This window comes from Bacillus sp. BF2-3, assembly GCF_008368795.1.
Classification (GTDB): domain Bacteria; phylum Bacillota; class Bacilli; order Bacillales; family Bacillaceae_G; genus Bacillus_A; species Bacillus_A cereus.
In genome coordinates this window covers 16,766-42,375 of sequence record NZ_QOSA01000020.1, presented here as the reverse complement: position 1 = coordinate 42,375, position 25,610 = coordinate 16,766, and the positions used below count along the sequence as shown (strand labels likewise).

Sequence of the window (25,610 nt, the reverse complement as noted above, 5' to 3'; positions counted from 1 at the left end):
AAAAAGCAAATATTAGTCTTCTTTTTTAATTAAAATATTAAAAGCAAAAAAACTTTAATACAAATTCAAACCCATAAATAAAATTTAATTATTTTTCTTACATTATTCTTTTAACATACTTAAAAACTCACTAAAATTATCTGCAACTTCACTAGTTACCGGATTCAACTCTTCTGATTCTTCATGATACCATACCACAACAGATGGTATTTCCTTTTCTCTAAAATCTAAACAAAGAAAATCACCTGCGAATAAAACAGCAAATGGAATAACATTTATCCCTGTTAAATCTTCATCATCCGTTAAACGAGTATCGATATCAGATAATACAACCTCTATATCATACCAACCATTTTCATCATCATCTTCTGGGTCCTCCAACAAACATAAGAAACGTTCAATTAAAAGTTCGTTTTTTTCATGTGAAAAAACATTAGTAATTGGAATAGAGCCATTATATTTTTTCAAAAAATCTATAAAATCATTTGGTAATTTTATCTCACAATATTCCTCAAATGATTCAATTAATTCATCATTTGGTGATTGAAGTTCACTACCATTTTTAATCTTCATTTTAATTCCTCCATTTCTTTACCTACCTTTAGATCTATAAGACCAATGTCCTTCACTCCGCCCACCTTTATGAAATATGCTATTATGTATTCCAAATGGTACTAATTCCATTTTACCTGGCATCTAACCATTTAAATTGTTGTTTGTCACTTGCCAACCACATTTCCTCTGGTAACTCATCCGATTTAATAATTAAACCAGCTTTCTTAAAATCAGGATATTGTGTACCTAATTTCATAGGAACATCAGGTATTAATCCTTTCTCAATAGCAACCTGCTTAATAATAGCTTTTTGGGGAGCTGTTAATTTTTCTCCACCACTAATCTACCTCCATTTCCACGGACTATTAGAATTTACTACTGCAGCATTATATTCTAATTCAAAATCGAGATATTTCCCTTCTACAGCATCGTCTAAAATCTTTATATATTCATCCACTTCATATAAATTTTCTATAAAATCAGATACAATAGCAATCTCTTCCTGTAAACGAATTCTTAATCCACTAAATGGATCACACCAAAATTCATGCGAACTATCTCTCCACCCATCATCATATCTAAATACCTTTAGATTCTTTTGCAATGACTATTGCTGATAATTATTTAGGAAAAAAGACTTTAAAACCTGAGATAATGGAGAAATATGAAATAATAGATAGAGCTGACCTCTATAAGAAGTCAGCTCTATCTATTAGAAATATTAAATAGAAATAATAGATAGAGCTGACCTCTATCAGCTCTATCTATTATTTCAATTCTTTATTTTTTCCTTTTTTAAATTCTTTTTGTTTATCTTGCCAAATATGAATTAAATCTACTAATTCAATCGTTTCTATCTCACAAAAATCTCCCTTACCATCTTCAGCCAAATTGTCTAGGACAGTAGTTGTATCTTTCCGAATTTCTAAACCACAAATGTTTCCATTTACTACTACGTAATTTTCTTTCCCATTTAAAACACTATGTATTTCTTCTAAAATCCAATCTCCAAACGCAGAAACTTCAACGCCTAAAAAAGTCTCCATAAGTTTAATTTCTTGAGGAAGCCTCATAACTAGTTTTCCATTGGTAAGTACTTCAAAGCTATATGGATATTTCATTACTATTGTACTCCTTTATACTAAAGATAAAATTTATTCCGCTGGGAAAGCAGAGATAATTTTCCCATTCCCATCTATATACATGCTAATCCTTATACCCTCTGAACCTATTCCAGAATATGTGTTACCAAATTCATACGTTCTATTATTATATGCTTCATTTATATTATCTACAATCTTTTGCGGGCTCCAATCTTTAGGGAAAAATGTAGAAAATCCTCTATTTCCAGTTTTAGGGGTTCCATTCACTTCTACCCTAGCTTTATAAATGCCTTGATCATTTAATATCTCTTCTGTTCCGCTAATTATTTTTCCAGGTGTATTCTCCAATACTTCAGTATGATAACCCATTGCGTCACCACGCCAATTTATTTCACCCTCTAGGATATGTTTGAGTGTATTTGGTCTAAATTTTTCTGTATGTTGTAAATTAGATATAATTTCCCTATTAGAAAGTGAAGATCTATGATTTTCATTAACAAAATTACTCCCACCAGAATTACTTTCACCTCTAGCAAACTGATAGGTCGACAGCTTTTCTTCAGCTTTTTTAAAATCAGGCGTATCAAATCTAAATCGCAAACTATTTCCACCAGCAAAAGCAAAGCGATCTCCCATTTGTAAATTACTTGTAATATGTGAAACAGCTTGCGGAATCTTATTTTTTGCTAGTTTGGTCACTTTACCTGCTTGACCTAATTTACTTGCTTTACTTAATCCTTTATCACCAATAAGTCCTAATCCAACTTGTGTTAAAGCATAACTTCCCCATTTAGCACGACTTTCAGCATCTCCATTTATTACATCATTAATAAATGAATCTGACAATACATTATACATCGTACTGAGGGTATCAATAGGGTGCAAAGCAGCGTTCCCCATGTTTTCCCACGTTTCCCAATCTCCTAAAGCTTTTATTCCGTCTATTGTATCGCTAACTGCTTGTCCCGTACCCTCTACAATACCGTCCCAAATTTTTTCACCAGTAGATTTTTCAGGTAGCTTACCACACATTTCACCTTCTTCAATTAAATTGGCAGCTTGTCGTGCCCTCTCTTCTGTAATCGCTTGAATTGAAGTTGTCCAATCCATATTCAAACCTTGTGTACTAAACGTACCACTTGCAGGACTAAAACCTTTTCCACTTTGTACCTCTGCTAAACCTTGTGCGATACTAGCAGCTAGTTGAAGTGCTGTATCATAATTACTACTAGAAGTATAATTAAATTCATATAGATGTTCTAATTTTTCTTGCAGTTTTTTCCTCATGACAGTAAAAAGATTTACCATAGCTTCCATACCTGGGATTGGCATAGCTTGACTGATGGCTTCCATACTTGCTTTCATTCGGTCAATTTCCCGAATTTGTTCTAATATCTCTTGTTCAATAACATCAGCCTGAGCTACCTGTGATTGAAATTGACTTGGAAAAGCATCATTCTGACGAATTAATTCTTCACACAAATAAATGATTCCTTGTGCCAAAGGTCGAAAGGTTTGTACAAAAAATGATTTTGCACTGCTATAAGTTTGTCCTTGTAGAACAGTATCAATTGCAAAGGCATCAATTGACTGAATGACTTGTTCCATACCTTGAATAGTAGCGTTACATACAGCATTCATACTTTGAGTTTGGCCTTGTACTTCTCCTAAATACATATTTAAGCTCATGCATTGACCTCCCTCGCTAATTGTTGTTGTTGATAGGAAAGGTCGTTTTCTAAATCACTAAGGTTTCGTCTTTCTTTAAGCAACGTTTCTTTTTGGTTTTCTAATTCAAATGTGACTTTTCGTTCAATATGTTGTGCCTCTTGATATGTATTCATAAAAAATTGAGACATTTCTCTATCACCATGCCAAGTTCCTAAAATTCGATCAAACAAACGATGGTTTCGACCTCTCCATTCATAAAAATCTGCTTCCGCTTGCTCCTGAATGTAAATCGCGGATTGATTTCGGTCTTGTTCTTCAAATACACTTCTTAACTTTTGATTTACTTGATTGATTTGTTTTTCAATATCTTGACTCATTATATTCCTCCTACTATTTTACCTTTACGTAGGTTGTCACATTAGCGAAAAGTGTTGTGAAGTTCGTTATCCATTCTCTCAAACTCTTGGGCTACTGAATGAATATTATCGATCGCTTGTTGAAAGGCAGTGGAAAATTGTTTCGTAAAATCTAACATTTGTTGATTCGCTTCTTGTGCTTTGGAATTAACAGATAGTGTTGTACGCGTCGCCTTTGTTATAGAACGATTTGTTGCACTTTGGATTATATTCGAAGCTGTTCTCATCTGCGTAGCAATTTGTTGTGCCGTTTGAAAATTACTTTGAAATTGTCCCATCACTCAAATCCTTTCTCTAATTTTCAGAAGATGCCAAAGAAATCCCAATAAATATATGAAAATTCCCTATCAATATCACTCTTTTTAAACGTGTGTCCAGCTAAGTTGGGCATGCAATCAAATGAGCCATACAATATAAGCTGTATGGCTCATTTGAAATGCTTGTTATATAGAGTATGACAATTTTTATTTCAAACCGAAATTACGTGATAATTCTTCATCATGAGAAGCAACAGCCTCTGCAGTTTTATTAAGCTGCATATTAATTTCTTGTAATAACTGTGCAAAGTTTTGTACTTTTGGCTTTAATTGATTGAACTGTTGATCAAAACCTTCGAAAGCACGACCTTCCCATTCTCCTCTTAATTCATTTTGTAAGTTTTGTAGTTGACTTAAAATGTCCTCAATTTGATTTGCACCTTGTCCATATCGAGCCGCTTTCGATTTAAGCTCCTCTGGTGACATACGAATTTGTCCAGCCATTTTCATTTCCCCTTTAATACATAATGAGCAAAATAGTATTGGTTAATTTTACTAAAAATATTATAATGTATTATTTTGAACTTTTAAACGTTTTATCTTTCTATTGAATATTAGAATATTAATATTCAACTTTTTCTTACTTTACAAGATTTTATGCAAAAAAGACCACCAAAAGGCAGTCTCAAAACTCAATCCCATCCCGCGCTCCACTACTTTCTCATACAAATAATTCGCAACGATAGTATCTACTACAGCCAAACCAACTGATTTGAAAATAGTAATCTCTTCATCATTTTCGTGACCAGCTTTTCCCCCTTATAATTTAACCAATTTCGGCGTGGAGATTGCTAGTTTTATCAAAATTTGAAGACTACCTGTTTCTAGATCCTATTCAATTAAGCAATCCTACAAATACCTCTTCTTCCTCATCTATAAAACCTACAAATATAATTCCTTCAATATCCTCATGATTAAATACAAATGTATCCTTCTGGATAAAAACAGCCAATATAGTCATACATCACAAGTTCTTTAATCCCAAGTTTTTGTTTTCTTCCATAGTTATTTATGTGAATTCAGCTCGTTTTTTTGTTTTGGGTGAAAAAAATTTTTAACTTGATAGCAATGTGGTGCTGCCCCTATTAGGCAAATTCGACAAAGAAAAAACACCCAAAGGTGCCTTCCTCCCACTTGAACCATCTTAATTTTATTGTGTTGTTATTATATAAGAAAAGAAGACATCGCTTAAGATGTCTTCTTTTACTTGTACAATTGGTGTTAAGAAGGTATTTATTGCTTAAAAACCATAAAAAAATATAACAATCATCGAGTAAACCTATTATAGCATCAATAAATAGAGTTTTTATATGCATCTTTACATATATATAGATTTATTTATGTTTTATCTATATAGTTAAATTGTCTGTTTCTTGTTTTAATTCGTTTGTTTATTTTGAGTGCTCCAGCAATGGAGCCTTTTTTTATGCAATAAAATATTTTCTTAGCATTACTTAGTTGGTCTATATTAACTTTACCCTCTTAAATTATATCTATATTTTACCAAATGATTATATAGATAACCAGTTTTTTCTAATAATTTAGTGGATTGATAATTTTAATGTTAGTTGTTAATACTTATAGAAAAATTCATCATGCAATGAAAATTGAGAAATCAAGAATTATAAAAAACTTATAGTATCTTTTGTAAAGGTATATTTTTAATTTGTATATTAATATGTTATAATTTAATTTCTAAAACTACCAAAAAAGGACTGCCAGTAATGGTGGTCCTTTTTTATATTGGTGAGATTGTACTAGTATAATAAAATAGGATTAACTGTATATTGTGAGTGTGATTGGTTATCCCTTCTTTCCATTTGGAAGGAAAGGGGGTGATATACCTATGGAGTTTTTGTTTGAGCTTCTAAAAGAATTTGTGAAAGCCATTGTACGTGAAGTTTCTGCGTATGTTTTTAGGAAACAAATTTTAGAAAAAGATAACAAAAAACCCACTCCTCGTCGCCGTCCAAAGCAAAAGGGTGGGTTTCGTAAAAAATAAATGAGCACGTAATAGATATAATGTACAGAAGAAAAGAAACCCAAGTGAGTCTTTTTTCAATTTATTACATCCCTAATTGATTGTAAATTGATTTGAATACGTGAATTCACCACGATATTTAATTGCAGCTACATAAGTACCACTTGTATAGCTATCTGTGATAGGGGTTTGCCAAATTTCTGTTCCAGGAATAAATTCTGGTTCTATTGTTTGGAATCGTTCTAGGATACCATTTGTGTGGATTTTAAAAATTTTCATTTGCGCACCAAAATGTTCTCTACCAAAGTGTTGCGCTAAGTAAAATGTATCACCAGTTATTAAATTCCCAATCTTCCAATCTGGTTGATATGTACTTTCCTCTGAATTTTGTAAATCCACAATGGTTTTAAATCCCCAATCATCATTAAGTGGATCTGAGTAAGCTGCAGCTGCTTGTGAGGTAGGCTTACTCATTTCTATTGCAGTAAAACCGCTAAAAGTTAACGCCCCAATTAATGCTAATTTTCCTAACTTCATTATTGTTTCCCCCCTATTAATTTTTGTAATTTTTAAAACCAGAAATCATACACACATAATAATATAATTAACTGTATAATATTTCAAATAATTTCTAAAAAAAGTTATAAACACAAAAGAAAGACACCAAAAGGGGCCTTTCTCCGACTTGAACCACTTTAATTTTAATAATATGTATTGGACTCCCATCCGAATATTATTTTAACGTATTTATCCATATTTTGTTTGCGAAAAAATGAAAAGCATAATATCTTATTACTGCTTGTTCATAGCTTTTATCTGTTATAAACATATTCAGTAGTCATGAAGTCATTAGGGAAGTCGTTGATCACTTTCTTCATAACGTTTAGTTCTTCCTGGGATTTGAGTTCAATACCATTTATATAATCAAATACCTTAGATTGTTCATCTGCTACGTAATTCTGTGTCATGTAATCATCTTGGAAGTCTTTCTTTGCTTTTTCTTTAACGGCATTCATAGCATTTATAAAAAAATTGTACCGTGTAGAATTATTTCACTGTACCAAATATTTGAATTTACTAAACAGTTAGAATGAATACGATTAGTTATATAATTGAAAATAAAATTGTTAAACAAATGTTGAGAAATACTAAATTTCAATTTCCATTATATTCTATTATTGCTATCATTTAATGTAAGACTATTCAGAAAAGGAAGGGATTATATGCGTGTTCCAGTGAAGGGTAATGAACAGATTTCAAAATTATTTAATGACTGGTATCAAGCTATACTACAACATCAAAATGTACAAGCAACAAACTTAAAACAAGAAGTTGAAGATAAGCTTTCCAGTATAAAAGAAGATAAAAATTTATTATTATACTATTCATTATTAGACTTTAGATATAAAGTACTAACCGATGGATTTAACATTACAAAAGATAGCTTTAATGAAATTAACTCCTTTGATATACCTGATAGTAGTTTTTTATCCTATTATTATCACTTCTTCAAAGCTATTCACAGCACAATTCTTGCAGACTATAATGAAGCAAAAGTATATTTTGAGAAGGCGAAAAAACTTTTAATGTACGCAATGAATGAAGTAGAAGAAGCTGAATTTAATTACCGTTTAGCTTCATTTTATTATCAAATCTATAAACCGCTTTTAGCTATTGATTACATACGAATAGCTAAAGATATTTTTTCTAAACACACAGGCTATAAAATTAATGTAGCATTATGTGACAATGTTTTTGGATTAGCTTGTATAGATTTAAGGCAATTTGAACAAGCCGAAGAAAGTTTTAACACTGCCATAGATATTCTAAAAAGTAAAAATGAAAGAACATTGTTACTACGTGTTAGAAATAACATCGGACTATTATATGCAAATCAAAATCTATCCTCTTTAGCAATTCGTCACTTATCAGAGGTTACAGAAAATATACCAAATCACTTTAAAGCCCTATATTTACAAGCAGATGAAAATTTAAAATTAGGCGAAACGGCAATAGCATCTCAACTCATCGAAAAAGGCTTAAACATTTGCAATGAATTAGCAAATAAAGAATATCAATATCGCTTTAAAATCTTAGAAAAATTGAACAACACGTCTAACACTACAGAATTAGAAGCTGTTGTATTAGCAGGAGTTTCATACTTTAAAAAAGAAGAGTTATGGGATTGCATTGAAGAATATGCAGAACGATTAGCGAATAAATTTTATGCAGAGGAACATCATGTGAAGGCTAGTAAATATTTTTATATGAGTAATGAAGCAAAGAAAAAACTATTAGCTAAAGGGGCGTTAAAGTAATGAAAAAGTTTGGATTAACAATAGCAGGTTTAACGTTAGCTGGAATTATGACTTTTGGTATAAGTAACAACTTAGAATTTTCGGCATTAAACAAAGGTGACACACCTGCACCACAAAGACCTGATTTAGCATTTAGTGATGGGCATATCGGTACTTCTCCAGAATATACACATGGAGAAGGGTGGTCTTCATCTTACACACACGGGGAGCCTTGGGGTATAGCTGATGGTGATACTGGTGCACCTACTTACGATCATGGAAGACCGCCTGCACCACAAGCTTAATTGTTCCGCAAAGAAAGTCATACTACTTGTATGGCTTTTTCTTTATTTTAGTTACTTAAGCCCTACATTTTTATCTGATTTGCTTTTGCTGGTGTAGAAGAGGGAAAATATAGAAGCATAAAGTGAAACTTTGCCCTCACCAATTGGGCTTTTACGGGCAGCCCGCCCCCACCTAATTTCTTTGCTTTCGCTGAATTTTGAGGTGGGGATCTTACTGCCCGTTAATGCGGGATAAAAGAAAACCGCCTGAAATGATATGTACTTGAATAGTAGTACATAAAAAATACAAATAACAATAAATTAAATATCGTTAAAACAAAAAGGAGATGTCCCAGGCATAGTACTAGGACATCTCCTTTACTTATCTAAATTCTACAAAGCACTATCAATTAAACAATTATTAAATATATCTTCTATCTAAAACATCGTATTATCATTAGCTGCTTCACTTGGAATCTCTTGAATTACATCCCAGTGTTCGACAATCTTTCCATCCTTGATACGAAATATATCCACTATAGCAACTCCCTTATCTTGAGAATTAGTACGAGAATGTACATGAAGAGCAACTGTATCCCCTTCAGCTACTACACGTTTAATCTCTGCAGAGGAATTAGGATTTTTAACAAAATCCTCCTTAAAGAAATCCATGAAGGCTTTTCGTCCATCAGCAACAAAAGGATTATGTTGCTTATAATCTTCGCTAACATATTTAGGGATAATATCGATATTATGTTTGTTAAAAACTTCATTATAGAAATCAACTACCATCTTTTTATTCTTTTCATTTTCTTTCACTTCTTTTGATACAGAAGCAACATTTTCGCTCTTTATTGAGTTACCTTTGTTATTACCGGTGGAAGCTTGAAATATCAAAGTCGATACAATTCCTAAAATAAACACAGAAATAATTATTACTATTAAACTTTTCTCTAATTTCATATATACCTACCTCTTCTACTTAAATAAGTTCTCTTCTATAAAAAGCTTGAAGAAGGAGAAACCTTCCCCAAAATGTAATGTCAGGGGTAATGTTAGGAATTTCATTTATCCTAACCTCCCCCTATACAACGCATATTAGAAACGATTCATTCTAACTTAATACCTCATTAACAGTTGCACTGTCCACAATTTGAATAAACTTCTTAACCTTATCGTTCTCATCAAACTTATAAAGGTGACAAAAATCTGCTATGAACGATTTCCCTGTAGCTTTATATGTCCCACTATATTTTCCATACACGATAACAGTATTGTTATTAAAAGCATAGATTTCATCTTTAGCGCTATAGTCATCCCATTCTGTGCCAAGACGTTCATGTACGTTTTTCACTACTTCATCTGGACCTATATAAGTACCTGCATATGGAAACCCAGCAGCTTCTGTCCAAGATACATTTTCACTTAAATACGTTTTGAACGCATCCAATTTCCCTTCGCCAGTTAACACATACGTTTCATGTAATAGCTTTTGATATTTATTCATATCATTAACCCCAAGGCATTTCTTTTGTTACAACTTTTGCACTTAATTCTAATACACCTTTATTTGCATAGCCTGGATATGCTGCTTCAAGTTTTGCCACAAAATCTTTTGAAGTTCCACTTTCCTCAGAAGCTTGAACCGCAGTTCTTAGATAATCCATTGTCGCAGTAAGTGCTTGATTATTTAGGGATTTTTCGATTGATCCATGGCTAGGTACAATTATGTCAGCATGTAATGCTTGTAATACTTTCAAGTTCTCAATCCACGCCTCCATAGCCGCTTTTGAGCTAGTATCCGCTAAGAATACATGTATTTCGTTAAAAACATCAATACCACCAATTAATACTTTTAGTTCTTTATTAAATAGGCTAGTTCTGTAATGATCTAAGCCTACTAGTTCAAATGTTAACCCCTGAAAATCAATCGCTTTTTCTTTAAACACTTGAGGTAATACCACGTTACTTGGTGCATTTTCTCCAAGGGCGTCTTTCCAAACTTTTAATTTCCCTAAGACAGAATGAACGATATGTTCAACAGTAGACTCTGTTGCATACGCTATAGCTTCTGGGTAAACGGCTTTAATGCTCTCTAATCCAAAGTAGTAGTCTGGATCCCCATGAATAATAAAGATTTTATCTAAAGATAAGTTATTTTTTTTCAGATACTCAACAATTCCTTTCGAATCAGATTGAGTAAATTTTGAATTTATTAAAAATGCATGTCCTGCTTTCTCAACTAATGTTGCTGTGACCATAAAGCTTTTTTCGTCCGAACTAAACACCGTTAATTTCACATCTTTTTGATTTGTATCGATTGTTTTAAACATAGTATGTTATTCTCCTTTTGTTAAAGTTATTAACTAATTATCATATTTTTATCTTGTTCCGATAAAGTGAAACTTTAATCAGTGGGGGTTTTGTTCATCCCCCACTGATTATTAGCCCACACCAATCGGACTTTTACGGACAGTTGATCCCCCACCTAACTTCTTTGCTTCCACTGAATTTTGAGGTGGGGGTCTTACTGCCCGTTAAAGCGGGATAAAATCTCCCACTCCCATTTATCTGAAAGTGTAATAGTACTAGCGAATATTCCGGAGATCAATGTCAGGTGGCCTAAGATAACGTGTTTGCTACTATATCCTAAATTTTCTTAATATAAATTTTTAAAACGCGCTTCAATTTTATCCGGTGTCATTACGCCACCACCAATAGGAATAATTTGATTATCCTTTTGTAAAAGTAAGGAAGGATAGCTATTAACACCAAGCTGTCGAACTTTATTAAAATCATTTTGGACATCTATTATTGTTTCTTGAGCGTTTAAACGTTCTAATACTTGTTCAGGGTCCAAACCATGCTCGATTGCAATTTTACGATATGTTTCAGGATCACTCAGACTTTGGCCCTCATAATAAAACGCTTTTTGCATAGCCGAAGTGAATTCTAATAAACGGTCTGGCGCTAATGAGCGTAAAGCTGAAAAACCAATTGCAGCATCTTTCGAATTCATTTTAAAAGTCCCTTCCTCCACCAATTTTTGATAGGAAGGACCAAATTCAGCACCTGTAAGTTGATTAATTCTTTTATTTCCTTCTTCTATATATGAGAAGTGTTTCATTGGTAAATTATCCAAAAATAACCCTCCACATAAAACCGTTAATGGCACTTCAGTGTGGTTTTTGTAAAATCCTTTAATACTTTCTGAAAAACCATAGCACCATCCACAATATGCATCCCATACGTAAATAAGATTATCTTGTTTCGTCTCCATTTAAATCTCCTACCTTTTTTTTATTATCCAGCTCAACTAAATTTTTGGTTTATATAAGTACATCTTTTTATACCTTGTTCTTTTTTAGATACCTTACTATATTTCCCCAAAACTAATATTTCCAAAGAAAGATCCACCAAGGTTTTTAACAAAAGATAACGTTGCACCTTATTGCCCCGTAACAGAAAATACTAAAGCTTAGAATATGCATCGATTTGAATGTGTTAGTAACTTTCTACACCGGGTGGCAACGTATGGACCACCATCCTTAATTAAATATATAAATCATATTTTTAGCAGATATTAGTTGTAACTAAATTGATTACATCTTTATGTAACTATTTTAGTTACAACTAATATAGAAGTCAATTCTTTTTTCCGAAAACATTAAATTTCTACATTAATCTACAACTAATCCCACTCTTTACAAAAATATATCAACGATTATTCAATTATATCGATCGTAACTCCGAATATATCAACGTTTCGACACAACATATCGATTTACCGACAAATTTCGAGCGCGTTATCTCCTAAACTAACAACCAATCCCACACCCCAACACAAAACAAAAAAGCACCAGGTCCCCCCTGGTGCTCTCCCCCTAAAACAAATGACAAGCTACTTCATGCCCCTTCGCAATCTCAACCATCTTCGGTACTTCCTGTGCGCATTTTTCAGTGGCGAATTTGCAGCGCGTTCTGAATTTGCAGCCGGATGGTGAGTTTAGTGGGCTTGGTACTTCTCCCTCTAGGATAATCCGTTCTTTACCAGTGTTTGTTGGATCTGGTTCTGGCATGGATGAGAGTAGTGCTTGTGTGTATGGATGTGCCGGTTTTGTGTATAGGTCTTCACTATCGGCAATTTCTACTATGTTTCCTAAGTACATGACTCCGATTCGGTCTGATATGTGTCTTACCATCGATAGGTCATGTGCGATGAATAAATATGTGACGCCTGTTTCTTCTTGGATGTCTTGCAGCATGTTTACGACTTGTGCTTGGACTGAGACATCAAGTGCTGAGATTGGTTCGTCACATAGGATAAAATCTGGTTTTACAGATAGTGCGCGCGCGATGCTAATGCGCTGGCGCTGGCCCCCGCTAAATTCGTGCGGGTAGCGATATAAATGTTCTTCTTTTAAGCCTACCTTTTTCAGAAGGTCTAAAATGATTTCTTTTTGTTCTTCTTTTTCGTAGGAACCGTGAATGTTCATTGGCTCACTAATAATTTGGAATACGTTCATTGCCGGGTTTAATGATGCGTATGGATCTTGGAAAATGATTTGCATTCGTTTTCGATATTCTTTTAGTTCACTTTCCTTTAAACTTGCGATATCTTTTCCGTCGAATAAAACGTTACCTGAAGTGACGTCGTGTAAACGAATGATGCTTCTTCCTGTCGTTGATTTTCCGCAGCCAGATTCTCCTACTAACCCGAATGTTTCACCTTTTTTAATTGTAAAGCTTAAGTCATCGACTGCTTTTAATTGCTCTGTTTTTCTACCGAATAGTCCTTTTTTAATAGGAAAATACTTTTTTAAGTTCCGAACTTCAATTAAGTTTTCTTCATGCATGGGAATCACCTACCGCCCTATCATTTAACCAGCACATGGAACGCCTTCCGTCTCCGATTTCAAAATATGGCGGACGTTCTTTTTCACAAATGTCCATCGCATGCGGGCAACGCTCTGCGAATGGGCAACCTTGTGGCGGGTTTAATAAGTTTGGCGTTACACCTTGAATAGGAGCGAGCCTTTCTTTTACGCCGTTCGCTATTTTTGGCAAAGAGTTTAATAGCCCTTTCGTATATGGATGATTCGGCGATTGGAAAATATCAAGTACAGGTCCTTCTTCCATAATAAGCCCGCCGTACATAACGATAACGCGCGTACAGTTTTGCGCGACGATTCCTAAGTCGTGCGTAATAAGAAGTAACGCCATATTCGTTTCGTTCTTTAAGTTTTTCATTAAATCTAGTATTTGCGCCTGTATCGTTACATCAAGTGCAGTCGTCGGTTCGTCCGCAATAAGAAGGTCTGGGTTACAAGACATCGCCATTGCGATCATAACCCGCTGCTTCATACCACCGCTTAGTTCATGCGGATATTGTTTTACCCTTTCTTCTGGTGACGAAAGGCCGACTTGTTTTAACAAGTTAATCGCGATCTGCTCTGCTTCTTTCTTTTTCACTTTTTGATGCCTTATAATTACTTCCGTCATTTGTTTTCCAATTTTCACGACCGGATTTAGCGCTGACATTGGGTCTTGAGAGATAAGTGAAATTTGATTTCCTCTAATAGAACGCAATTCTTTTTCAGATTTAGAAAGTATGTTTTCATTATGAAAAAGGATTTCCCCTTCTTTCACTTTTCCTGGTGACGTAACGAGAGACATAACAGACTTCGCCATTACACTCTTCCCGCTTCCAGATTCCCCAACGATACCGACTACTTCTCCTTTATTTAAGCGAAATGTAACGCCGCGAACCGCTTCAACTTCGCCACTTTCTATGAAAAAAGAAGTCTTTAAATTTTTCACTTCTAGTAGTTTTTCAGACACGCTTCTCACTCCTTTCACTTAACACTTTAGTTTTCATGTCCGGCTCCTTTTGGTGCGAAAGCTTTCTTCAATGCTTCACCAATTACGTTAAAACTAAGTACCGTTAAAAGGATAAGGAATCCTGGGAAGAGTGTTAAATACCAAGCTTCACCAATATATCCTTGCGCATTGTTTAGCATGCTGCCCCAAGAAGAATCTGGTTCCCTAATACCTAAACCTAAGAAGCTAAGTGATGATTCCATTAAAATCGATGTCGCAATCGTTAATGTCGCGGCGATAATAATGGTTGATAAAATGTTAGGAATGATATGTCTTACAATAATCATAAGTGATTTTTGTCCTGATACTTTTGCGTATAAAACGTACTCACGCTCTTTTACAGATAACGTTTCTGCCCTTACAATGCGCGCGGTGTCCATCCATGTTAGTAATCCGATAATAAGAACCAACGTCGTAATTCCTGGTTTTAAATACGCATTTAATAGTAGCATTAAAAAGAATGATGGAATTGACATAAGTACCTCAACAACCCTCATTAAAAAGTTGTCTAACTTTCCGCCAAAATACCCGCTAATTGTTCCAACTGCAGTACCGATTGTAATAGAAACAACCATCGCAAGGAAACCGACCGCAAGCGAAACTCGTCCGCCATATAACGCTCTCGTTAAGTAATCCCTTCCGTAATCATCCGTTCCGAAAGGATGACTCATACTTGGTTCTTGTAAGCGATCTGGAATCGACATTTTGCTAGGATCGTACGGCGATACGAATGCGAAAATTGATGCGACCGTTAAAATCGCAAGTATTATAACTCCCATTAGTACAAACTTATTTTTCGTAAAGCTATGTTTTATCGTTTGAAATCTCCTATTATTCATTCCAAATCACCCCCTCATTCGAATGCGCGGATCTACTACGCCATATAAAATATCAGCAATTAAGTTACCGAGAATTAACATGAATGATGATAGTAATGTAATTGCCATGATAATCGGATAATCAAATCTAAAAATAGCATTTACCCCAAGTGAACCAAGTCCTGGCCATGAGAATACTGTTTCCGTAATAAACGCTCCGCCTACTAAACTTGGAATCGATAATCCAAAAATTGTAATGATTGGTATTAATACATTTCGAAGTACGTGATTAAATAAAACCGTTTTCTTCGAAGCACCGTACGCATATTGAATTTGTACATATTCTTCTTCTAATTGCTGAATCGTACTTGAACGAATATATCTCATATAAACAGATACGTTTTGGAACGCTAACACCATGCAAGGTAAAATGCCGTGTTGCACAATATCCCAGACAGAATCTTTACCTACGGTGCGCATACCCATACTCGGAAGTAGGTTCAATTTTAAAGAGAATAAGTAGACTAATAGTAGTGCAAACCAGAAAACCGGCATAGAAATACCAACGTATGAAATAAAGTTTACAATGCGGTCAAAGAATGAATTCTTTTTCACACCTGTAAATAGTCCAAGTGGTATTGCAATTACGAATGAGACGAGTAAAGATGATCCCATTAATCCAATTGTTGCAGGTAATCTTTCTGTGATAAGTTCCAAAACAGGACGATGATTTTGAAGTGAGTAACCAAAGTTTCCTGTTAAAATGTTTTTTAACCATAAAAAATACTGCACGTAAATTGGTTGATCTAGTCCTAAACTTTTGCGAATACGCTCCACATCAATTGGACTCATGTTTGGCGTGACAAAGTTTCGAACCGGATCCCCCGGTGCTAGTTTTATTAATAGAAAAGAAATAATAGAAATAACAAATAAAAGCGGAATTGCATTTAAAAGCCTCTTCGCAATTACTTTATACACAAACTTCCCCCCTCAAGCTAAAGAAGCTGATTTCCACCAGCTTCTTTATTGTTTCTTATTTCACTTCATAAATCTTAGATAGATCTTCAAACATTGTGACAGGAATTGCTTTTGCTTCTTTTAATCCATCAAACTTTTTATCTACTGCAATAACTGCTTTCGGATACGCGATTGGTAGATAAGGTACGTCTTCTCTAGCTGTCTCTTGAATTTTATGGTATAGCTCTGCGCGTTTTGTTTTATCTGTTTCAACTGCAGCTTCTTCCCATAACTTATCGAAATCAGCGTTTTTATATCGTGCATAATTGTATTCAGCATTGCTTAAGAATAAGCTCTTATATGAATCTGGCTCAGGTCCCATTATGTAACCACCAAATGTAATATCATATTCTTTATTCTCTTTATCTAAGCCTTTTTCGCTTGCCGCACTAGCATCTAATGCATTTAGTTCAACTTCTAAGCCAACTTCTTTTAATTTTTGTTGTGTATATAACGCTAAGCTTTCCATAATTTTATTATTCGTTACATACATCACACGTACTTTTTCTTTCACGCCAGCTTTTGCTAATAAATCTTTCGCTTCTTTTTTATCATACTTATAGTCTTTAATATCTTTCGCATAATACATAGCGTCTGGCGTTAAGATTGAATTTGCTGGTTCTGCAAATTCACCTGAAACGAATGCTGAGTTAATCATTTCTTTTTTATCTAACGCATGCGCAATTGCTTGACGCACTTCTTTTTTCTTCATAAGATCAGTATTCATGTTATAAGATAAGTAGAATAATCTACCTTCAGGGAATGTCACCATTGAGAAGTTCCCAGTGCTATCTAATTTCTTAAAGTCTTGCGGCTCAATCATCTTCATGTTGATTTGACCATTTTGCAGTGAAACATTTGCTGTATTACGGTCTTTTACAACTCGGTATACGATAGAGTCTAATTTAGCTTTCCCACCTACATAATCATCGAATCGATCTAATGCAACGTACTCATCTGATTTATATTCTTTAAACTTAAACGGACCTGACCCTACAGGTTGTAAGTTTTTCTTACTCTTCGCTAAATCTGCTTCCCCTTCAAATACATGTTTCGGAATTGGGAAGAAATCATTCATCACACCTTCGAAAGATGCGCTTACTTGTGGTAAAACGAATTGAGTTGTTAACTCATCTACCTTTTTCACCTCAAGCGGCTTTCCTTTAAAAATAAAGTTTTCACGACTTGAGCTATTTTGCTTCTCATCTAAAATAGATTGGAATGTAAATGCTATATCGTCTGATGTAATTTTCTTACCATCATGCCATTTCAAATTATCTTTTAACTTCAGTGTCCAAGTTAATTGATCTTCTGAAGGCGTAAAGCTCTCAGCAAGAACAAACTTTTTCTTACCGTCTTCCATATGATATAGCGGCGCATATAAAGATTGCTGCACAGTTAATGACACACGATCATTCGCATAAAGCGGATTCATCGTATCTGGATTATCGCTAACACCAATCGTTAACGCCCCTCCGTCTTTCGGAGTCCCTGATTTACTAGTGCTCGCTTGCTTCGAATCTTTTTCCCCTGAACAAGCAGCTAATGCAATAAATAATAGTAGGACAAATGGTAATACAAACAACTTCTTCTTCATATTTCGACCCCTCTCGACTATTTACACCTATAAGAAAACTCGGGATTAATACCGAGTTTTCTTATAGGTTTTAAATTACCACTACCCGTATGTATTGTCAAACTTTTTCGCAAAGGTAGAAAGTTTGTAATCTATTAATGCATTCTTGCGATAAACTATATTTATGCGGAAGATAAAATAAAAAGACCACGCATAGGTTACCTCATAAAATGAGTTAAAAAACTAGTAGCTTCCCAAAAAAACTCTGAAATGATTGTTATATATGATCGAAAATGTAGAATGGGATTAAAGACAAAAAACACATTTAGGAGGTTACCATGACATTTGATGAATTGAAAAAAAGACCGCCAAAAGGCAGCCTCAAAATTCAATCTTATTCCCTACTCCTTGCTCCACCGCTTTCTCATACAAATACTTCGCAACGATAATATCTACTACCGCCAAACCAACTGATTTGAAAATAGTAATCTCTTCATCATTTTCGCGTCCAGCTTTTTCTCCGCTTATAATTTGACCAAGTTCAGCGTGAATGGCGTTTGCTTTGAATAGCCCTTCTTTTATTGGAACTTGAAGATCTCCTGTTTCGTCTAGTGCTGCTTCTTTTGATTCGACTACTACTTTGTTTGCTCCCGCGATGGCATGGGATGGTAGTTCTTGCATGTTCGGTTTGAATGAGCCGACGGCGTTTATGTGGACGCCTTTTTGTAGTTTTTCTGAGAAGACTGGTGTGGATGCATTCGTAGTTGTGACGATGATGTCTGCTTCACATATCGCTTCATTTGGATCCTTGTAAACGTAAGCTGGTTTGCCTAATTTCTCTTGTATATATTGCGCAAATGCATACGCTTTTTCTTCTGTTCGATTGTATAAAATGACTTTTTCAATAGCTCTTACCGCAAATACAGCTTCAGCAATCCCCTTCGCCTGTTCTCCTGTCCCGATTATGCATAAAGTTTTTGCGTTATGACGAGCTAAATATTTTGTCGCTACTCCTGATAAGGCGCCTGTTCGGATCATCGTTAAGTACGATCCTTCTAAAAGTGCGAGCGGTTCTCCCGTTTGAAAGTCTGATAGCATCACAATCCCGTTGATCGTTTTCTTTCCTATCTGTTTATTTTGCGGGACTACCGTTACTATTTTTACTCCAAGTGCCTCAAGCCCTTCCGCTACTGAAGGCATAATTAATGCCGTATTTTGCTCATTCGCAAATGGTAACGAGCCTCTTATTGGTGTAATCGTTCTTTCTGCGGAAAATTCTTTTAAAGCAAGCGCCGCGTATTCAATAACTTCATTTATATTTACTAAGTTCCTTTGTTCGTTCGCGCTTATGACTAGCATATCTTTCCACCTCCTCCTTCTATCCTAACAAAAATCCCCGGTTCAAATCATCTCTCGGATCTACAACGAACTGATGAAATCCTGTAATAAATGCATTCCCCGTTACTTTCGGAACGACAGCTTCATATGTACCTACCGCTGTTACCGACAATACTTCCCCCTCGAATTTCCCGTCAGTAATGCATTCATGGACGAAAATTTCTCCCTTTTGTAAAGCATCTTTTTCAAAAAGAGTTGCGATTCTTGCGGAAGTTCCTGTACCGCAAGGAGAACGGTCTACTTGCCCATCAGCAAAAATCGTTACATTTCGTAGCGTAGCACCTTTGTCTTTCGGTTCATCTGAAAAGATAACGCCGTATATCCCTTTTAATCCTTCTTCAAGTGGATGCTTCACTTCCATTTTGCTCTCTATATAATGTTTAATTTTACCGCCCCACGTTTGAATAGCGGGCAAGTCTTTAAAATCAACTTTCAAACCAAATTCTTTACAGTCTACAACAGCGTAAAATGCTCCTCCAAACGCGATATCTACTTGAAATTCATAGTTATCTATTTTAATAGGAACGTCTTTTTTGTATACAAATGAAGGAACATTTTCAAATGATACAGATTCTACTTCACTCCCGTTATATTTTGCATACGCAATAACTTCTCCGGCTGGGCTATCAATAATGAACTTTTGTTTTTCACCCTTTACTTCAAACATGCCTGTTTCAATTCCAACTGTAATGACAGCAATAATGCCATGACCACACATCGTACTCCATCCTTCATTGTGCATAAATAAAACACCAAAATCAGCGTGGGCACTTGCTGGCGGTGTAATGATACAACCGTACATTCCGTGATGTCCTCTCGGCTCATACATAAGAACTTCACGAAGGTAATCCAAATGTTCCATACAGTATGCGCGTCTTTCCAGCTGCGTTTTCCCTTTTATTTCTGGCACGCCGCCCGTAATAATTCGAAGCGGCTCCCCAGCTACGTGTGCATCAATCGTTGTATATATTTTACTAACCTTCATTTCTATCTCTCCCCTATACGTTGATACTATTTCCAACGCAAGTATCATGCCAAATCGTATAGCATTACTTTTTTCAAATCCCCTCAGTAATGTGTATTCTTTTTTCAACAAATTCATATACAACTGTCTACTTTTTTATACACAGCTTGGATGTTACGTTATAAAACATCTCGATAACTTTGCAATTCCTCTCGTACACACATGTAGGATTCCTTTTACCATTAATATTTTCAATGTAAAGTTACTTCGCCCCCCAACATATACTGTTCAAAAGCAAAAAGGAAGTGATCCCATGTATTACGGAACAAAGGGCTGGTACGTAGCTGAACTAAAAAAATTAGGCGTACGCTATCATGAAGGACGAAAACTAGAAAGTTACCGCGGACACGTATTACGCAATTTATTAATCGCACAACAAGAAAAATTAAAAGAACAGTAATATTCTAATGTAACGATATCGGCGATTCGCCATGGAATATCGACTTACCGACAAATTCCGCTAATTCATCTATCTACACCACCAATCAATCACACATCAAACTACACTAAAAAGGTCACCCAAACGGGTGACCTTCCTTTCTTATTCACAAACAAGAATTTGTCTAGTAAATGATCCTTTTCTTGTAATACAGCGATCCTTAATTTCAAATCCTGCTTCATGGATCATGTCGTCCATTGTTTCCATCGTGACAACGACTACCTTTTTAGCGATGCGGCGTGCACTTGAAAGAATGGAGAGCTGGTCTTCTGGTGTGGCATGCGTAAATAGGTCGTACGGCATATCGATAATGGCAACGTCGTAGTTCTCAGTAATTTCCTCGATTGGTCCTTTTGTTACTGTTCCTTCAAATCCGAAATGTGCGATATTTTTTCTTGTTCCAAGAACTACAAGTGGATTTATATCTCTACCAACGATGTTAATCCCCATAGAAAGTGCTTCTACTACTACTGTTCCAATACCGCAGCACGGGTCAATTGCTCGTACTCCCTCTGGATTTGGTACAGCGATATTTGCAACTGATCTCGCAACACGTGTGCTAAGTGATGTCGAATAGCTATGCGGTTTTTTTATGTGATGATACCAAACTGGTTCGCTTTCTACATAGTGCCCGAAGTACCAGCGTCCTCCAAGAGGAACAATCCCGAATACACGCTCTGGATTACGAACATCCGCTTCTCCTTCAATATGCATGCCAAGGTCTCGTTCAATAAGACGTCTTTCTCCGTATTCAATTTTATTCTCCCCAACGAGGTCATTGATTTTAACGAAGATAACTTTAAATGTCGCTCCCGCCAAATCAATTTGTTCCACTTGTTTTAAAATGCTTTCTAAGTCGTCCCCTTCATACATAACTTCAATTCGCTCTTTCATAAACGCACTTCTACTCGGGTCAATTTTGACATCACTTTTTAAAATATTAACGTGGGACTCCATTCCAAAGAACGAGCGCATTTCCAAGTAACATAAAGCACGCTCCTCCTCACGAAATGCATACGTATATATACAGGCAGGTGTTTTACTATGATTATTCAATCTATTATCATCCTCTATCGTTTAAAATTGTTCTAATTACAATTACTCAAATACTTTTTTGTATATAAAATTAAATGATATCATATGCCGGAAATAAAGAGAAACGTTAATAAATAAAAGAGACTGCCAATGGCAATCTCTTATTATTTATTAACGGAAAGAAGACACGTTGTTACCCATTTCTTCATAGTAATCTAAAATACCTTGATAAATAGCTTCCGCTGCATTTTGTCTTTGCGCTGGTGTAGCTATTTTATCTGCATCACTTTTATTATCTACAAATGCTAATTCTGCTAATACAGCTGGCATTGTATTTTCTCTAATTACGTATAAATCGCCTTTTTTCACACCACGATCTTTTGTTCCCAGTGCATCTACAAGACGCTCTTGAATTTTTTCTGCTAATAAACGACTTTCTGATACGTTAGGATTTGTTCCTCTTGCTGTCGCTGATTCATAGTAGAATGTTTCTGTACCTTGTCCATTTTTCTCTTCCGTGCCATTACCATGAATACTTACAAAAATATCCCCATTATTTTTTTGAGCAAATTCTACACGTTTCTTTAAAGAATCAGAAGCACTTGTTCCTGGACGTGTATCATCTGTACGAGTGAATAACACAGTAAATGGTGTCTTTTTCTCAAATATTTTCTGTAATCGTAATGATACATCTAATACAGTTTCACTTTCTTTCTCATAATAACCTGGATTACCTGAATCTGCTCCACCATGACCTGGATCAATAATAATCGCTTTTCCTTCTAAGAAATTCCCTTGCTTCACTGGATTTAATTGATTTTTATTAACCCATTGGAAACCAGCGCCCATGCGGATACGAATCCAGCTGCCGTTCTCTTCAATAACAGTTACTTGCTGTGCGTTATGTGTTCCCATTACTTTTGACGAAGAAGAAGCTTCTGCATAAGTAGTGAATCCTTCATTAATAACTTCTGTTTTCTCTACTAAAGGTGTCCATTTATCACCGTTACTTGTTGCAATTTTGATCCATCCATCTCGTTCTTCTTTAATTTCAACCATTTGTGGATTATGCTGATTTGCACTAATCCCAGAACTTAATGATGGTGCGTGATATGTAATGAATTTTCTATCTATGTACATTTTCTTTGTTTCTACTGGACGATCACTATTCTTGCTAAATTTATCTGTTTGCGCAGTAAGCTGAGCTGCTTGTTCACGCGTAATAGAATCATTCGGTTTCCAGCCATTCTCTGTACCTAAAGAAAGTTTTAATTCTACTAAAATATTAACTTCTTCTTTACCCCAATGATTCTCTAAATCAGCAAATTTTGTAGGAACTGGTCCTGTTACTTTGCTCTTCAGATTATATGCTCTTACAAGCATAGCTGCCATTTCAGCACGAGTTACTTTTCCTTCTGGATCAAATACTCCTGGTTCTCGTCCCTTAATAATATTCTCTTTTTCCATGGCTGCAATAAATGAAGCTGCCCAACTATTTTTTGCATCATTATAAGACGGCTTTGCATTTGGATCTACTTTAGCACCAATTGCTGTTGCGATAATCTTTGCTGCCTGGGCACGTGTTAAATTTCCGTATGGCATAAAGTTACCATCTGGCATACCGTTAATTACATTTCTCTCCACTAAATAATAAATTGCGTCTTTCGACCACGCACTATCTGAAACATCAGGAAATTTCTTCGTTTCTGCTAAACTACTAATTGGATGTGCTAGTAAATTTGCTGCTAATAAACCTGCGGCTATTGCTTTGTACTTCATGAAAAATAAATCTCCTCTCAAAACTTCATATTCATACAATTTTTTTAATCAAGCTAACTAAAAAATATTAACTATTAATTAATTCCTTTCATAGTGTATAACATTATATATCTATAGTAAATACGTTTCCGGCCTTATAACAAAAATCGCATATATATAACTTATAATGAATGTATATAAAATAAAACTTTAATCAGCCCACAAATAGCGGGATAAAAAAACGATTAGGATATGTCTCCTAATCGCTTCGCCAAATAAAAAGCTGATTAAAAATATTATTTTTAATCAGCTCTCTATTATCTATGAAATTACTCTTCAATTAAATTAGACATTACATATGCATACACTAATGCTTCTGTATGCGCAATAGAACTTTCATGTGTACGTTCAAATGCGTGAGAAGAATCAATACCCGCTCCAATTAACGCATGTTTCACATCAAATCCCGCGCGAATCGCAGCTGATGCATCAGATCCGTAGTATGGATAGATATCTACTTTATATTCAATATGATTCGTTTTCGCAAGCTCTACTAAATGTTTACGCAGTGCGTAATGATACGGGCCGCTAGAGTCTTTTGCACAAATAGATACTGTATATTCATCAGATGTTTGTCCATCACCTAACGCTCCCATATCAACTGCTAAGTATTCAACAGTTTCTTCTGGAATGTTAGAATTACCACCGTATCCAATCTCTTCATTATTAGAAATTAAGAAATGCGTCGTATATGGTAATGTTACGTTTTCATCTTGTAATCTTTTAATTAATTTTAATAAAATCGCAACACTTACTTTGTCATCTAAATGACGTGATTTTATGTATCCACTCTCTGTAATTTGAACGCGCGGATCAAATGAAACGAAGTCTCCTACTTCAATTCCTAATTCGCGTACTTCATCAGCTGAAAATACGCGCTCATCAATACGAACTTCAATATTTTTATCATCGCGTTTTGCTTCACCTGCATCTTTATATACATGTACAGATGTTTGATGCATTAAAATCGTTCCTGTATACGTCTTGCCACTTGATGTTTCAATTTCGCAATATTCCCCTTCTACAGAGTTCCAGCGAAATCCACCAATCATAGAAAGACTCAGGCGACCATCAGGCTTAATTTCTTTCACCATCGCACCTAACGTATCAACGTGTGCCGTTAATAAGCGGTGCTGCGCATCATTCTTCCCTTTTACCGTTAAAATAAGAGCTCCCTTATTATTACGTTTCGTTTCTACGTTCCACTCACTGACATAGTTTTCAATGAAATTAATAATTTTTGCTGTATTTCCAGATGGACTCGGAATAGAGACAAGCTCCTTAATCAGTTCCATCGTTTCTTTCGTATGATGTGCCATTGTCGTTTCCTCCTCATTTTCTCTACTATTCAGTATACAAAATTCGCCAGAAAACCTCTACTTATATAGCTTAATTTTCTAAATTGTAGTAAAATTCTTTTTAGTATACAAAAGGAGTCCTGAAATATGAATATATCAAAAAAATATATACACATTGCACTCATTTGGTTTTTAGCATCATTATTTTGTTTACAAATCTCTTATGCCATTCATACTACTACTTCTATTACAATCGGCTGGATATTAACAGCTATCTTCTTCATTATTAGCTTCATTGCAACAAGAAAGCATAGCGTTACTCAGTAACGCTATGCTTTTCCTATAAAACTATTCTTCTGAAACATCTAATAAATAAATACCTCTTTCAAATCCACCGCGCTCTATCTCTTTTTGCTTACGAAGGCGTTCCACATCTTCAATCGATGCACCTTCTGCACGTGCTAATGAAATGATAACCTCTAGCGCATCTGCAAGAGAATCTAGTGCATGTTCGCGTTCTTTCATAGAAGCAAATTCACGAATTTCTTCTGTTCCAATTTTCGCTAAAGCTTGTATGTATGCTTGACCTGTTAATTTTTGTGCTGTATACGTTTTTCCAGACATTAAAATCTTCTCTGGAACACGATCTCTTACTAACTTGTTATATGCTGACATCATTCATC

General features: G+C 35.1%; 28 protein-coding genes and 4 pseudogenes. 5 read left to right on the top strand and 27 right to left on the bottom strand.

The genetic code is table 11. From position 1 onward, the window contains the following. Positions 1-102 precede the first annotated feature (102 nt). The 10 genes and pseudogenes from DN401_RS15715 to DN401_RS15675 form a co-directional block, all read right to left on the bottom strand. Positions 103-573: an SMI1/KNR4 family protein gene (locus DN401_RS15715; protein WP_000694781.1), complete on the bottom strand. Its 471-nt coding sequence runs from the start codon at positions 571-573 to the stop codon at positions 103-105. 18 nt (positions 574-591) lie between these two features. After that, on the bottom strand, positions 592-684 hold the full coding sequence (locus DN401_RS30195) for an HNH endonuclease (RefSeq protein WP_088351714.1): 93 nt from the start codon (positions 682-684) through the stop codon (positions 592-594). Positions 685-928: 244 nt separating this feature from the next. Beyond that, positions 929-1,159: pseudogene (locus DN401_RS29850) on the bottom strand (hypothetical protein); the annotation flags it as partial. Between the two features lie 163 nt (positions 1,160-1,322). After that, a complete protein-coding gene (locus DN401_RS15705; protein WP_000877046.1) occupies positions 1,323-1,676 on the bottom strand; it encodes a type II toxin-antitoxin system toxin in 354 nt (117 codons plus the stop codon). Positions 1,677-1,709: 33 nt separating this feature from the next. Next, entirely contained in the window at positions 1,710-3,347 is a 1,638-nt protein-coding gene (locus tag DN401_RS15700; protein ID WP_049108273.1) for a ribonuclease, read from the bottom strand. Next, positions 3,344-3,706: a DUF3958 family protein gene (locus DN401_RS15695; RefSeq protein ID WP_016121984.1), complete on the bottom strand. Its 363-nt coding sequence runs from the start codon at positions 3,704-3,706 to the stop codon at positions 3,344-3,346. Before DN401_RS15695 ends, DN401_RS15700 begins: the two co-directional genes overlap by 4 nt. Before the next feature lie 41 nt (positions 3,707-3,747). Further along, on the bottom strand, positions 3,748-4,023 hold the full coding sequence (locus DN401_RS15690) for a TIGR04197 family type VII secretion effector (protein ID WP_016121983.1): 276 nt from the start codon (positions 4,021-4,023) through the stop codon (positions 3,748-3,750). Positions 4,024-4,209: 186 nt separating this feature from the next. Next, entirely contained in the window at positions 4,210-4,506 is a 297-nt protein-coding gene (locus DN401_RS15685) for a WXG100 family type VII secretion target (RefSeq protein WP_000918591.1), read from the bottom strand. Positions 4,507-4,647: 141 nt separating this feature from the next. Beyond that, positions 4,648-4,821 (bottom strand): annotated as a pseudogene (locus DN401_RS15680) (hypothetical protein); the annotation flags it as partial. A 76-nt stretch (positions 4,822-4,897) separates the two neighbouring features. Beyond that, positions 4,898-5,066, bottom strand: a pseudogene (locus tag DN401_RS15675) (DUF4176 domain-containing protein); the annotation flags it as partial. An 842-nt stretch (positions 5,067-5,908) separates the two neighbouring features. On the opposite strand from DN401_RS15675, the gene DN401_RS29845 reads away from it, so the two are divergent. Beyond that, a complete protein-coding gene (locus DN401_RS29845; protein WP_000394762.1) occupies positions 5,909-6,064 on the top strand; it encodes a hypothetical protein in 156 nt (51 codons plus the stop codon). Positions 6,065-6,136: 72 nt separating this feature from the next. On the opposite strand, the gene DN401_RS15670 is transcribed toward DN401_RS29845, so the two are convergent. Together DN401_RS15670 and DN401_RS15665 are read right to left on the bottom strand one after the other, a co-directional pair. Next, positions 6,137-6,580, bottom strand: a complete 444-nt coding sequence (locus tag DN401_RS15670) for a DUF5065 family protein (RefSeq protein WP_016121981.1) — start codon at positions 6,578-6,580, stop codon at positions 6,137-6,139. 255 nt (positions 6,581-6,835) lie between these two features. Beyond that, positions 6,836-7,062 (bottom strand): annotated as a pseudogene (locus DN401_RS15665) (hypothetical protein); the annotation flags it as partial. A 204-nt stretch (positions 7,063-7,266) separates the two neighbouring features. Here DN401_RS15665 and DN401_RS15660 point away from each other — a divergent pair. Both DN401_RS15660 and DN401_RS15655 read left to right on the top strand, forming a co-directional pair. Beyond that, complete coding sequence (locus tag DN401_RS15660) at positions 7,267-8,361, top strand: response regulator aspartate phosphatase (protein WP_016121980.1); 1,095 nt, start codon at positions 7,267-7,269, stop codon at positions 8,359-8,361. Continuing rightward, entirely contained in the window at positions 8,361-8,645 is a 285-nt protein-coding gene (locus DN401_RS15655) for a hypothetical protein (RefSeq protein WP_016121979.1), read from the top strand. Before DN401_RS15660 ends, DN401_RS15655 begins: the two co-directional genes overlap by 1 nt. A gap of 417 nt (positions 8,646-9,062) precedes the next feature. Here the strand turns inward: DN401_RS15655 and DN401_RS15650 are convergent, their stop codons facing one another. From DN401_RS15650 to DN401_RS15600, 11 genes are all read right to left on the bottom strand, one after another. Continuing rightward, entirely contained in the window at positions 9,063-9,587 is a 525-nt protein-coding gene (locus DN401_RS15650; RefSeq protein ID WP_000764219.1) for a nuclear transport factor 2 family protein, read from the bottom strand. Between the two features lie 151 nt (positions 9,588-9,738). Continuing rightward, the gene (locus DN401_RS15645; protein WP_001046359.1) at positions 9,739-10,131 is read right to left on the bottom strand and encodes a nuclear transport factor 2 family protein; all 393 of its coding nucleotides are present in this window, start codon (positions 10,129-10,131) and stop codon (positions 9,739-9,741) included. 4 nt (positions 10,132-10,135) lie between these two features. After that, a complete protein-coding gene (locus tag DN401_RS15640) occupies positions 10,136-10,957 on the bottom strand; it encodes an MBL fold hydrolase (protein ID WP_006919777.1) in 822 nt (273 codons plus the stop codon). Positions 10,958-11,283: 326 nt separating this feature from the next. Beyond that, a complete protein-coding gene (locus DN401_RS15635) occupies positions 11,284-11,904 on the bottom strand; it encodes a DsbA family protein (RefSeq protein ID WP_000448615.1) in 621 nt (206 codons plus the stop codon). 604 nt (positions 11,905-12,508) lie between these two features. Next, the gene (locus tag DN401_RS15630; protein ID WP_000544135.1) at positions 12,509-13,480 is read right to left on the bottom strand and encodes an ABC transporter ATP-binding protein; all 972 of its coding nucleotides are present in this window, start codon (positions 13,478-13,480) and stop codon (positions 12,509-12,511) included. After that, a complete protein-coding gene (locus DN401_RS15625; RefSeq protein ID WP_048536188.1) occupies positions 13,473-14,465 on the bottom strand; it encodes an ABC transporter ATP-binding protein in 993 nt (330 codons plus the stop codon). The genes DN401_RS15630 and DN401_RS15625 overlap by 8 nt, the downstream gene beginning before the upstream one ends. 26 nt (positions 14,466-14,491) lie before the next feature. Next, on the bottom strand, positions 14,492-15,343 hold the full coding sequence (locus tag DN401_RS15620) for an ABC transporter permease (RefSeq protein WP_084065394.1): 852 nt from the start codon (positions 15,341-15,343) through the stop codon (positions 14,492-14,494). A 6-nt stretch (positions 15,344-15,349) separates the two neighbouring features. Then, the gene (locus DN401_RS15615; RefSeq protein ID WP_000278778.1) at positions 15,350-16,300 is read right to left on the bottom strand and encodes an ABC transporter permease; all 951 of its coding nucleotides are present in this window, start codon (positions 16,298-16,300) and stop codon (positions 15,350-15,352) included. Positions 16,301-16,355: 55 nt separating this feature from the next. Continuing rightward, a complete protein-coding gene (locus DN401_RS15610) occupies positions 16,356-17,936 on the bottom strand; it encodes an ABC transporter substrate-binding protein (RefSeq protein WP_149287841.1) in 1,581 nt (526 codons plus the stop codon). Between the two features lie 360 nt (positions 17,937-18,296). Then, positions 18,297-19,274: an ornithine cyclodeaminase family protein gene (locus tag DN401_RS15605; protein WP_149287840.1), complete on the bottom strand. Its 978-nt coding sequence runs from the start codon at positions 19,272-19,274 to the stop codon at positions 18,297-18,299. Positions 19,275-19,293: 19 nt separating this feature from the next. After that, positions 19,294-20,298 (bottom strand): proline racemase family protein, encoded by a 1,005-nt coding sequence (locus DN401_RS15600; protein ID WP_016121972.1) that lies wholly within the window; start codon positions 20,296-20,298, stop codon positions 19,294-19,296. Positions 20,299-20,506: 208 nt separating this feature from the next. Here DN401_RS15600 and DN401_RS15595 point away from each other — a divergent pair, with 208 nt between their 5' ends. Next, entirely contained in the window at positions 20,507-20,737 is a 231-nt protein-coding gene (locus DN401_RS15595) for a YflJ family protein (protein WP_100617920.1), read from the top strand. A 141-nt stretch (positions 20,738-20,878) separates the two neighbouring features. On the opposite strand, the gene DN401_RS15590 is transcribed toward DN401_RS15595, so the two are convergent. The 3 genes from DN401_RS15590 to DN401_RS15580 all read right to left on the bottom strand — a co-directional run bounded on the left by DN401_RS15590 (position 20,879) and on the right by DN401_RS15580 (position 24,948). Beyond that, complete coding sequence (locus DN401_RS15590) at positions 20,879-21,832, bottom strand: TRM11 family SAM-dependent methyltransferase (RefSeq protein WP_016121971.1); 954 nt, start codon at positions 21,830-21,832, stop codon at positions 20,879-20,881. 150 nt (positions 21,833-21,982) lie between these two features. Next, the gene (locus DN401_RS15585) at positions 21,983-23,590 is read right to left on the bottom strand and encodes an N-acetylmuramoyl-L-alanine amidase (RefSeq protein ID WP_029441721.1); all 1,608 of its coding nucleotides are present in this window, start codon (positions 23,588-23,590) and stop codon (positions 21,983-21,985) included. Positions 23,591-23,898: 308 nt separating this feature from the next. Further along, entirely contained in the window at positions 23,899-24,948 is a 1,050-nt protein-coding gene (locus DN401_RS15580) for a M42 family metallopeptidase (RefSeq protein ID WP_000930082.1), read from the bottom strand. A gap of 126 nt (positions 24,949-25,074) precedes the next feature. Here DN401_RS15580 and DN401_RS15575 point away from each other — a divergent pair, with 126 nt between their 5' ends. Beyond that, positions 25,075-25,254, top strand: coding sequence for a hypothetical protein (locus DN401_RS15575; protein ID WP_001027085.1), 180 nt, complete (start codon positions 25,075-25,077; stop codon positions 25,252-25,254). 21 nt (positions 25,255-25,275) lie between these two features. Here DN401_RS15575 and DN401_RS15570 read toward each other — a convergent pair whose 3' ends face one another. Next, the gene (locus tag DN401_RS15570; protein WP_001277350.1) at positions 25,276-25,602 is read right to left on the bottom strand and encodes a nucleoside triphosphate pyrophosphohydrolase; all 327 of its coding nucleotides are present in this window, start codon (positions 25,600-25,602) and stop codon (positions 25,276-25,278) included. Positions 25,603-25,610 lie beyond the last annotated feature (8 nt).

Coding starts and splice junctions, on each gene's coding strand:
- DN401_RS29845 (WP_000394762.1), top strand. CDS start 5,909: ATGGAGTTTTTGTTTGAGCTTCTAAAAGAATTTGTGAAAGCCATTGTA.
- DN401_RS15670 (WP_016121981.1), bottom strand. CDS start 6,580: ATGAAGTTAGGAAAATTAGCATTAATTGGGGCGTTAACTTTTAGCGGT.
- DN401_RS30195 (WP_088351714.1), bottom strand. CDS start 684: ATGGAATTAGTACCATTTGGAATACATAATAGCATATTTCATAAAGGT.
- DN401_RS15580 (WP_000930082.1), bottom strand. CDS start 24,948: ATGGCACATCATACGAAAGAAACGATGGAACTGATTAAGGAGCTTGTC.
- DN401_RS15630 (WP_000544135.1), bottom strand. CDS start 13,480: ATGCATGAAGAAAACTTAATTGAAGTTCGGAACTTAAAAAAGTATTTT.
- DN401_RS15640 (WP_006919777.1), bottom strand. CDS start 10,957: ATGTTTAAAACAATCGATACAAATCAAAAAGATGTGAAATTAACGGTG.
- DN401_RS15600 (WP_016121972.1), bottom strand. CDS start 20,298: ATGAAGGTTAGTAAAATATATACAACGATTGATGCACACGTAGCTGGG.
- DN401_RS15660 (WP_016121980.1), top strand. CDS start 7,267: ATGCGTGTTCCAGTGAAGGGTAATGAACAGATTTCAAAATTATTTAAT.
- DN401_RS15575 (WP_001027085.1), top strand. CDS start 25,075: ATGAATATATCAAAAAAATATATACACATTGCACTCATTTGGTTTTTA.
- DN401_RS15605 (WP_149287840.1), bottom strand. CDS start 19,274: ATGCTAGTCATAAGCGCGAACGAACAAAGGAACTTAGTAAATATAAAT.
- DN401_RS15570 (WP_001277350.1), bottom strand. CDS start 25,602: ATGTCAGCATATAACAAGTTAGTAAGAGATCGTGTTCCAGAGAAGATT.
- DN401_RS15650 (WP_000764219.1), bottom strand. CDS start 9,587: ATGAAATTAGAGAAAAGTTTAATAGTAATAATTATTTCTGTGTTTATT.
- DN401_RS15655 (WP_016121979.1), top strand. CDS start 8,361: ATGAAAAAGTTTGGATTAACAATAGCAGGTTTAACGTTAGCTGGAATT.
- DN401_RS15705 (WP_000877046.1), bottom strand. CDS start 1,676: ATGAAATATCCATATAGCTTTGAAGTACTTACCAATGGAAAACTAGTT.
- DN401_RS15645 (WP_001046359.1), bottom strand. CDS start 10,131: ATGAATAAATATCAAAAGCTATTACATGAAACGTATGTGTTAACTGGC.
- DN401_RS15715 (WP_000694781.1), bottom strand. CDS start 573: ATGAAGATTAAAAATGGTAGTGAACTTCAATCACCAAATGATGAATTA.
- DN401_RS15610 (WP_149287841.1), bottom strand. CDS start 17,936: ATGAAGAAGAAGTTGTTTGTATTACCATTTGTCCTACTATTATTTATT.
- DN401_RS15635 (WP_000448615.1), bottom strand. CDS start 11,904: ATGGAGACGAAACAAGATAATCTTATTTACGTATGGGATGCATATTGT.
- DN401_RS15685 (WP_000918591.1), bottom strand. CDS start 4,506: ATGGCTGGACAAATTCGTATGTCACCAGAGGAGCTTAAATCGAAAGCG.
- DN401_RS15700 (WP_049108273.1), bottom strand. CDS start 3,347: ATGAGCTTAAATATGTATTTAGGAGAAGTACAAGGCCAAACTCAAAGT.
- DN401_RS15690 (WP_016121983.1), bottom strand. CDS start 4,023: ATGGGACAATTTCAAAGTAATTTTCAAACGGCACAACAAATTGCTACG.
- DN401_RS15695 (WP_016121984.1), bottom strand. CDS start 3,706: ATGAGTCAAGATATTGAAAAACAAATCAATCAAGTAAATCAAAAGTTA.
- DN401_RS15585 (WP_029441721.1), bottom strand. CDS start 23,590: ATGAAGTACAAAGCAATAGCCGCAGGTTTATTAGCAGCAAATTTACTA.
- DN401_RS15620 (WP_084065394.1), bottom strand. CDS start 15,343: ATGAATAATAGGAGATTTCAAACGATAAAACATAGCTTTACGAAAAAT.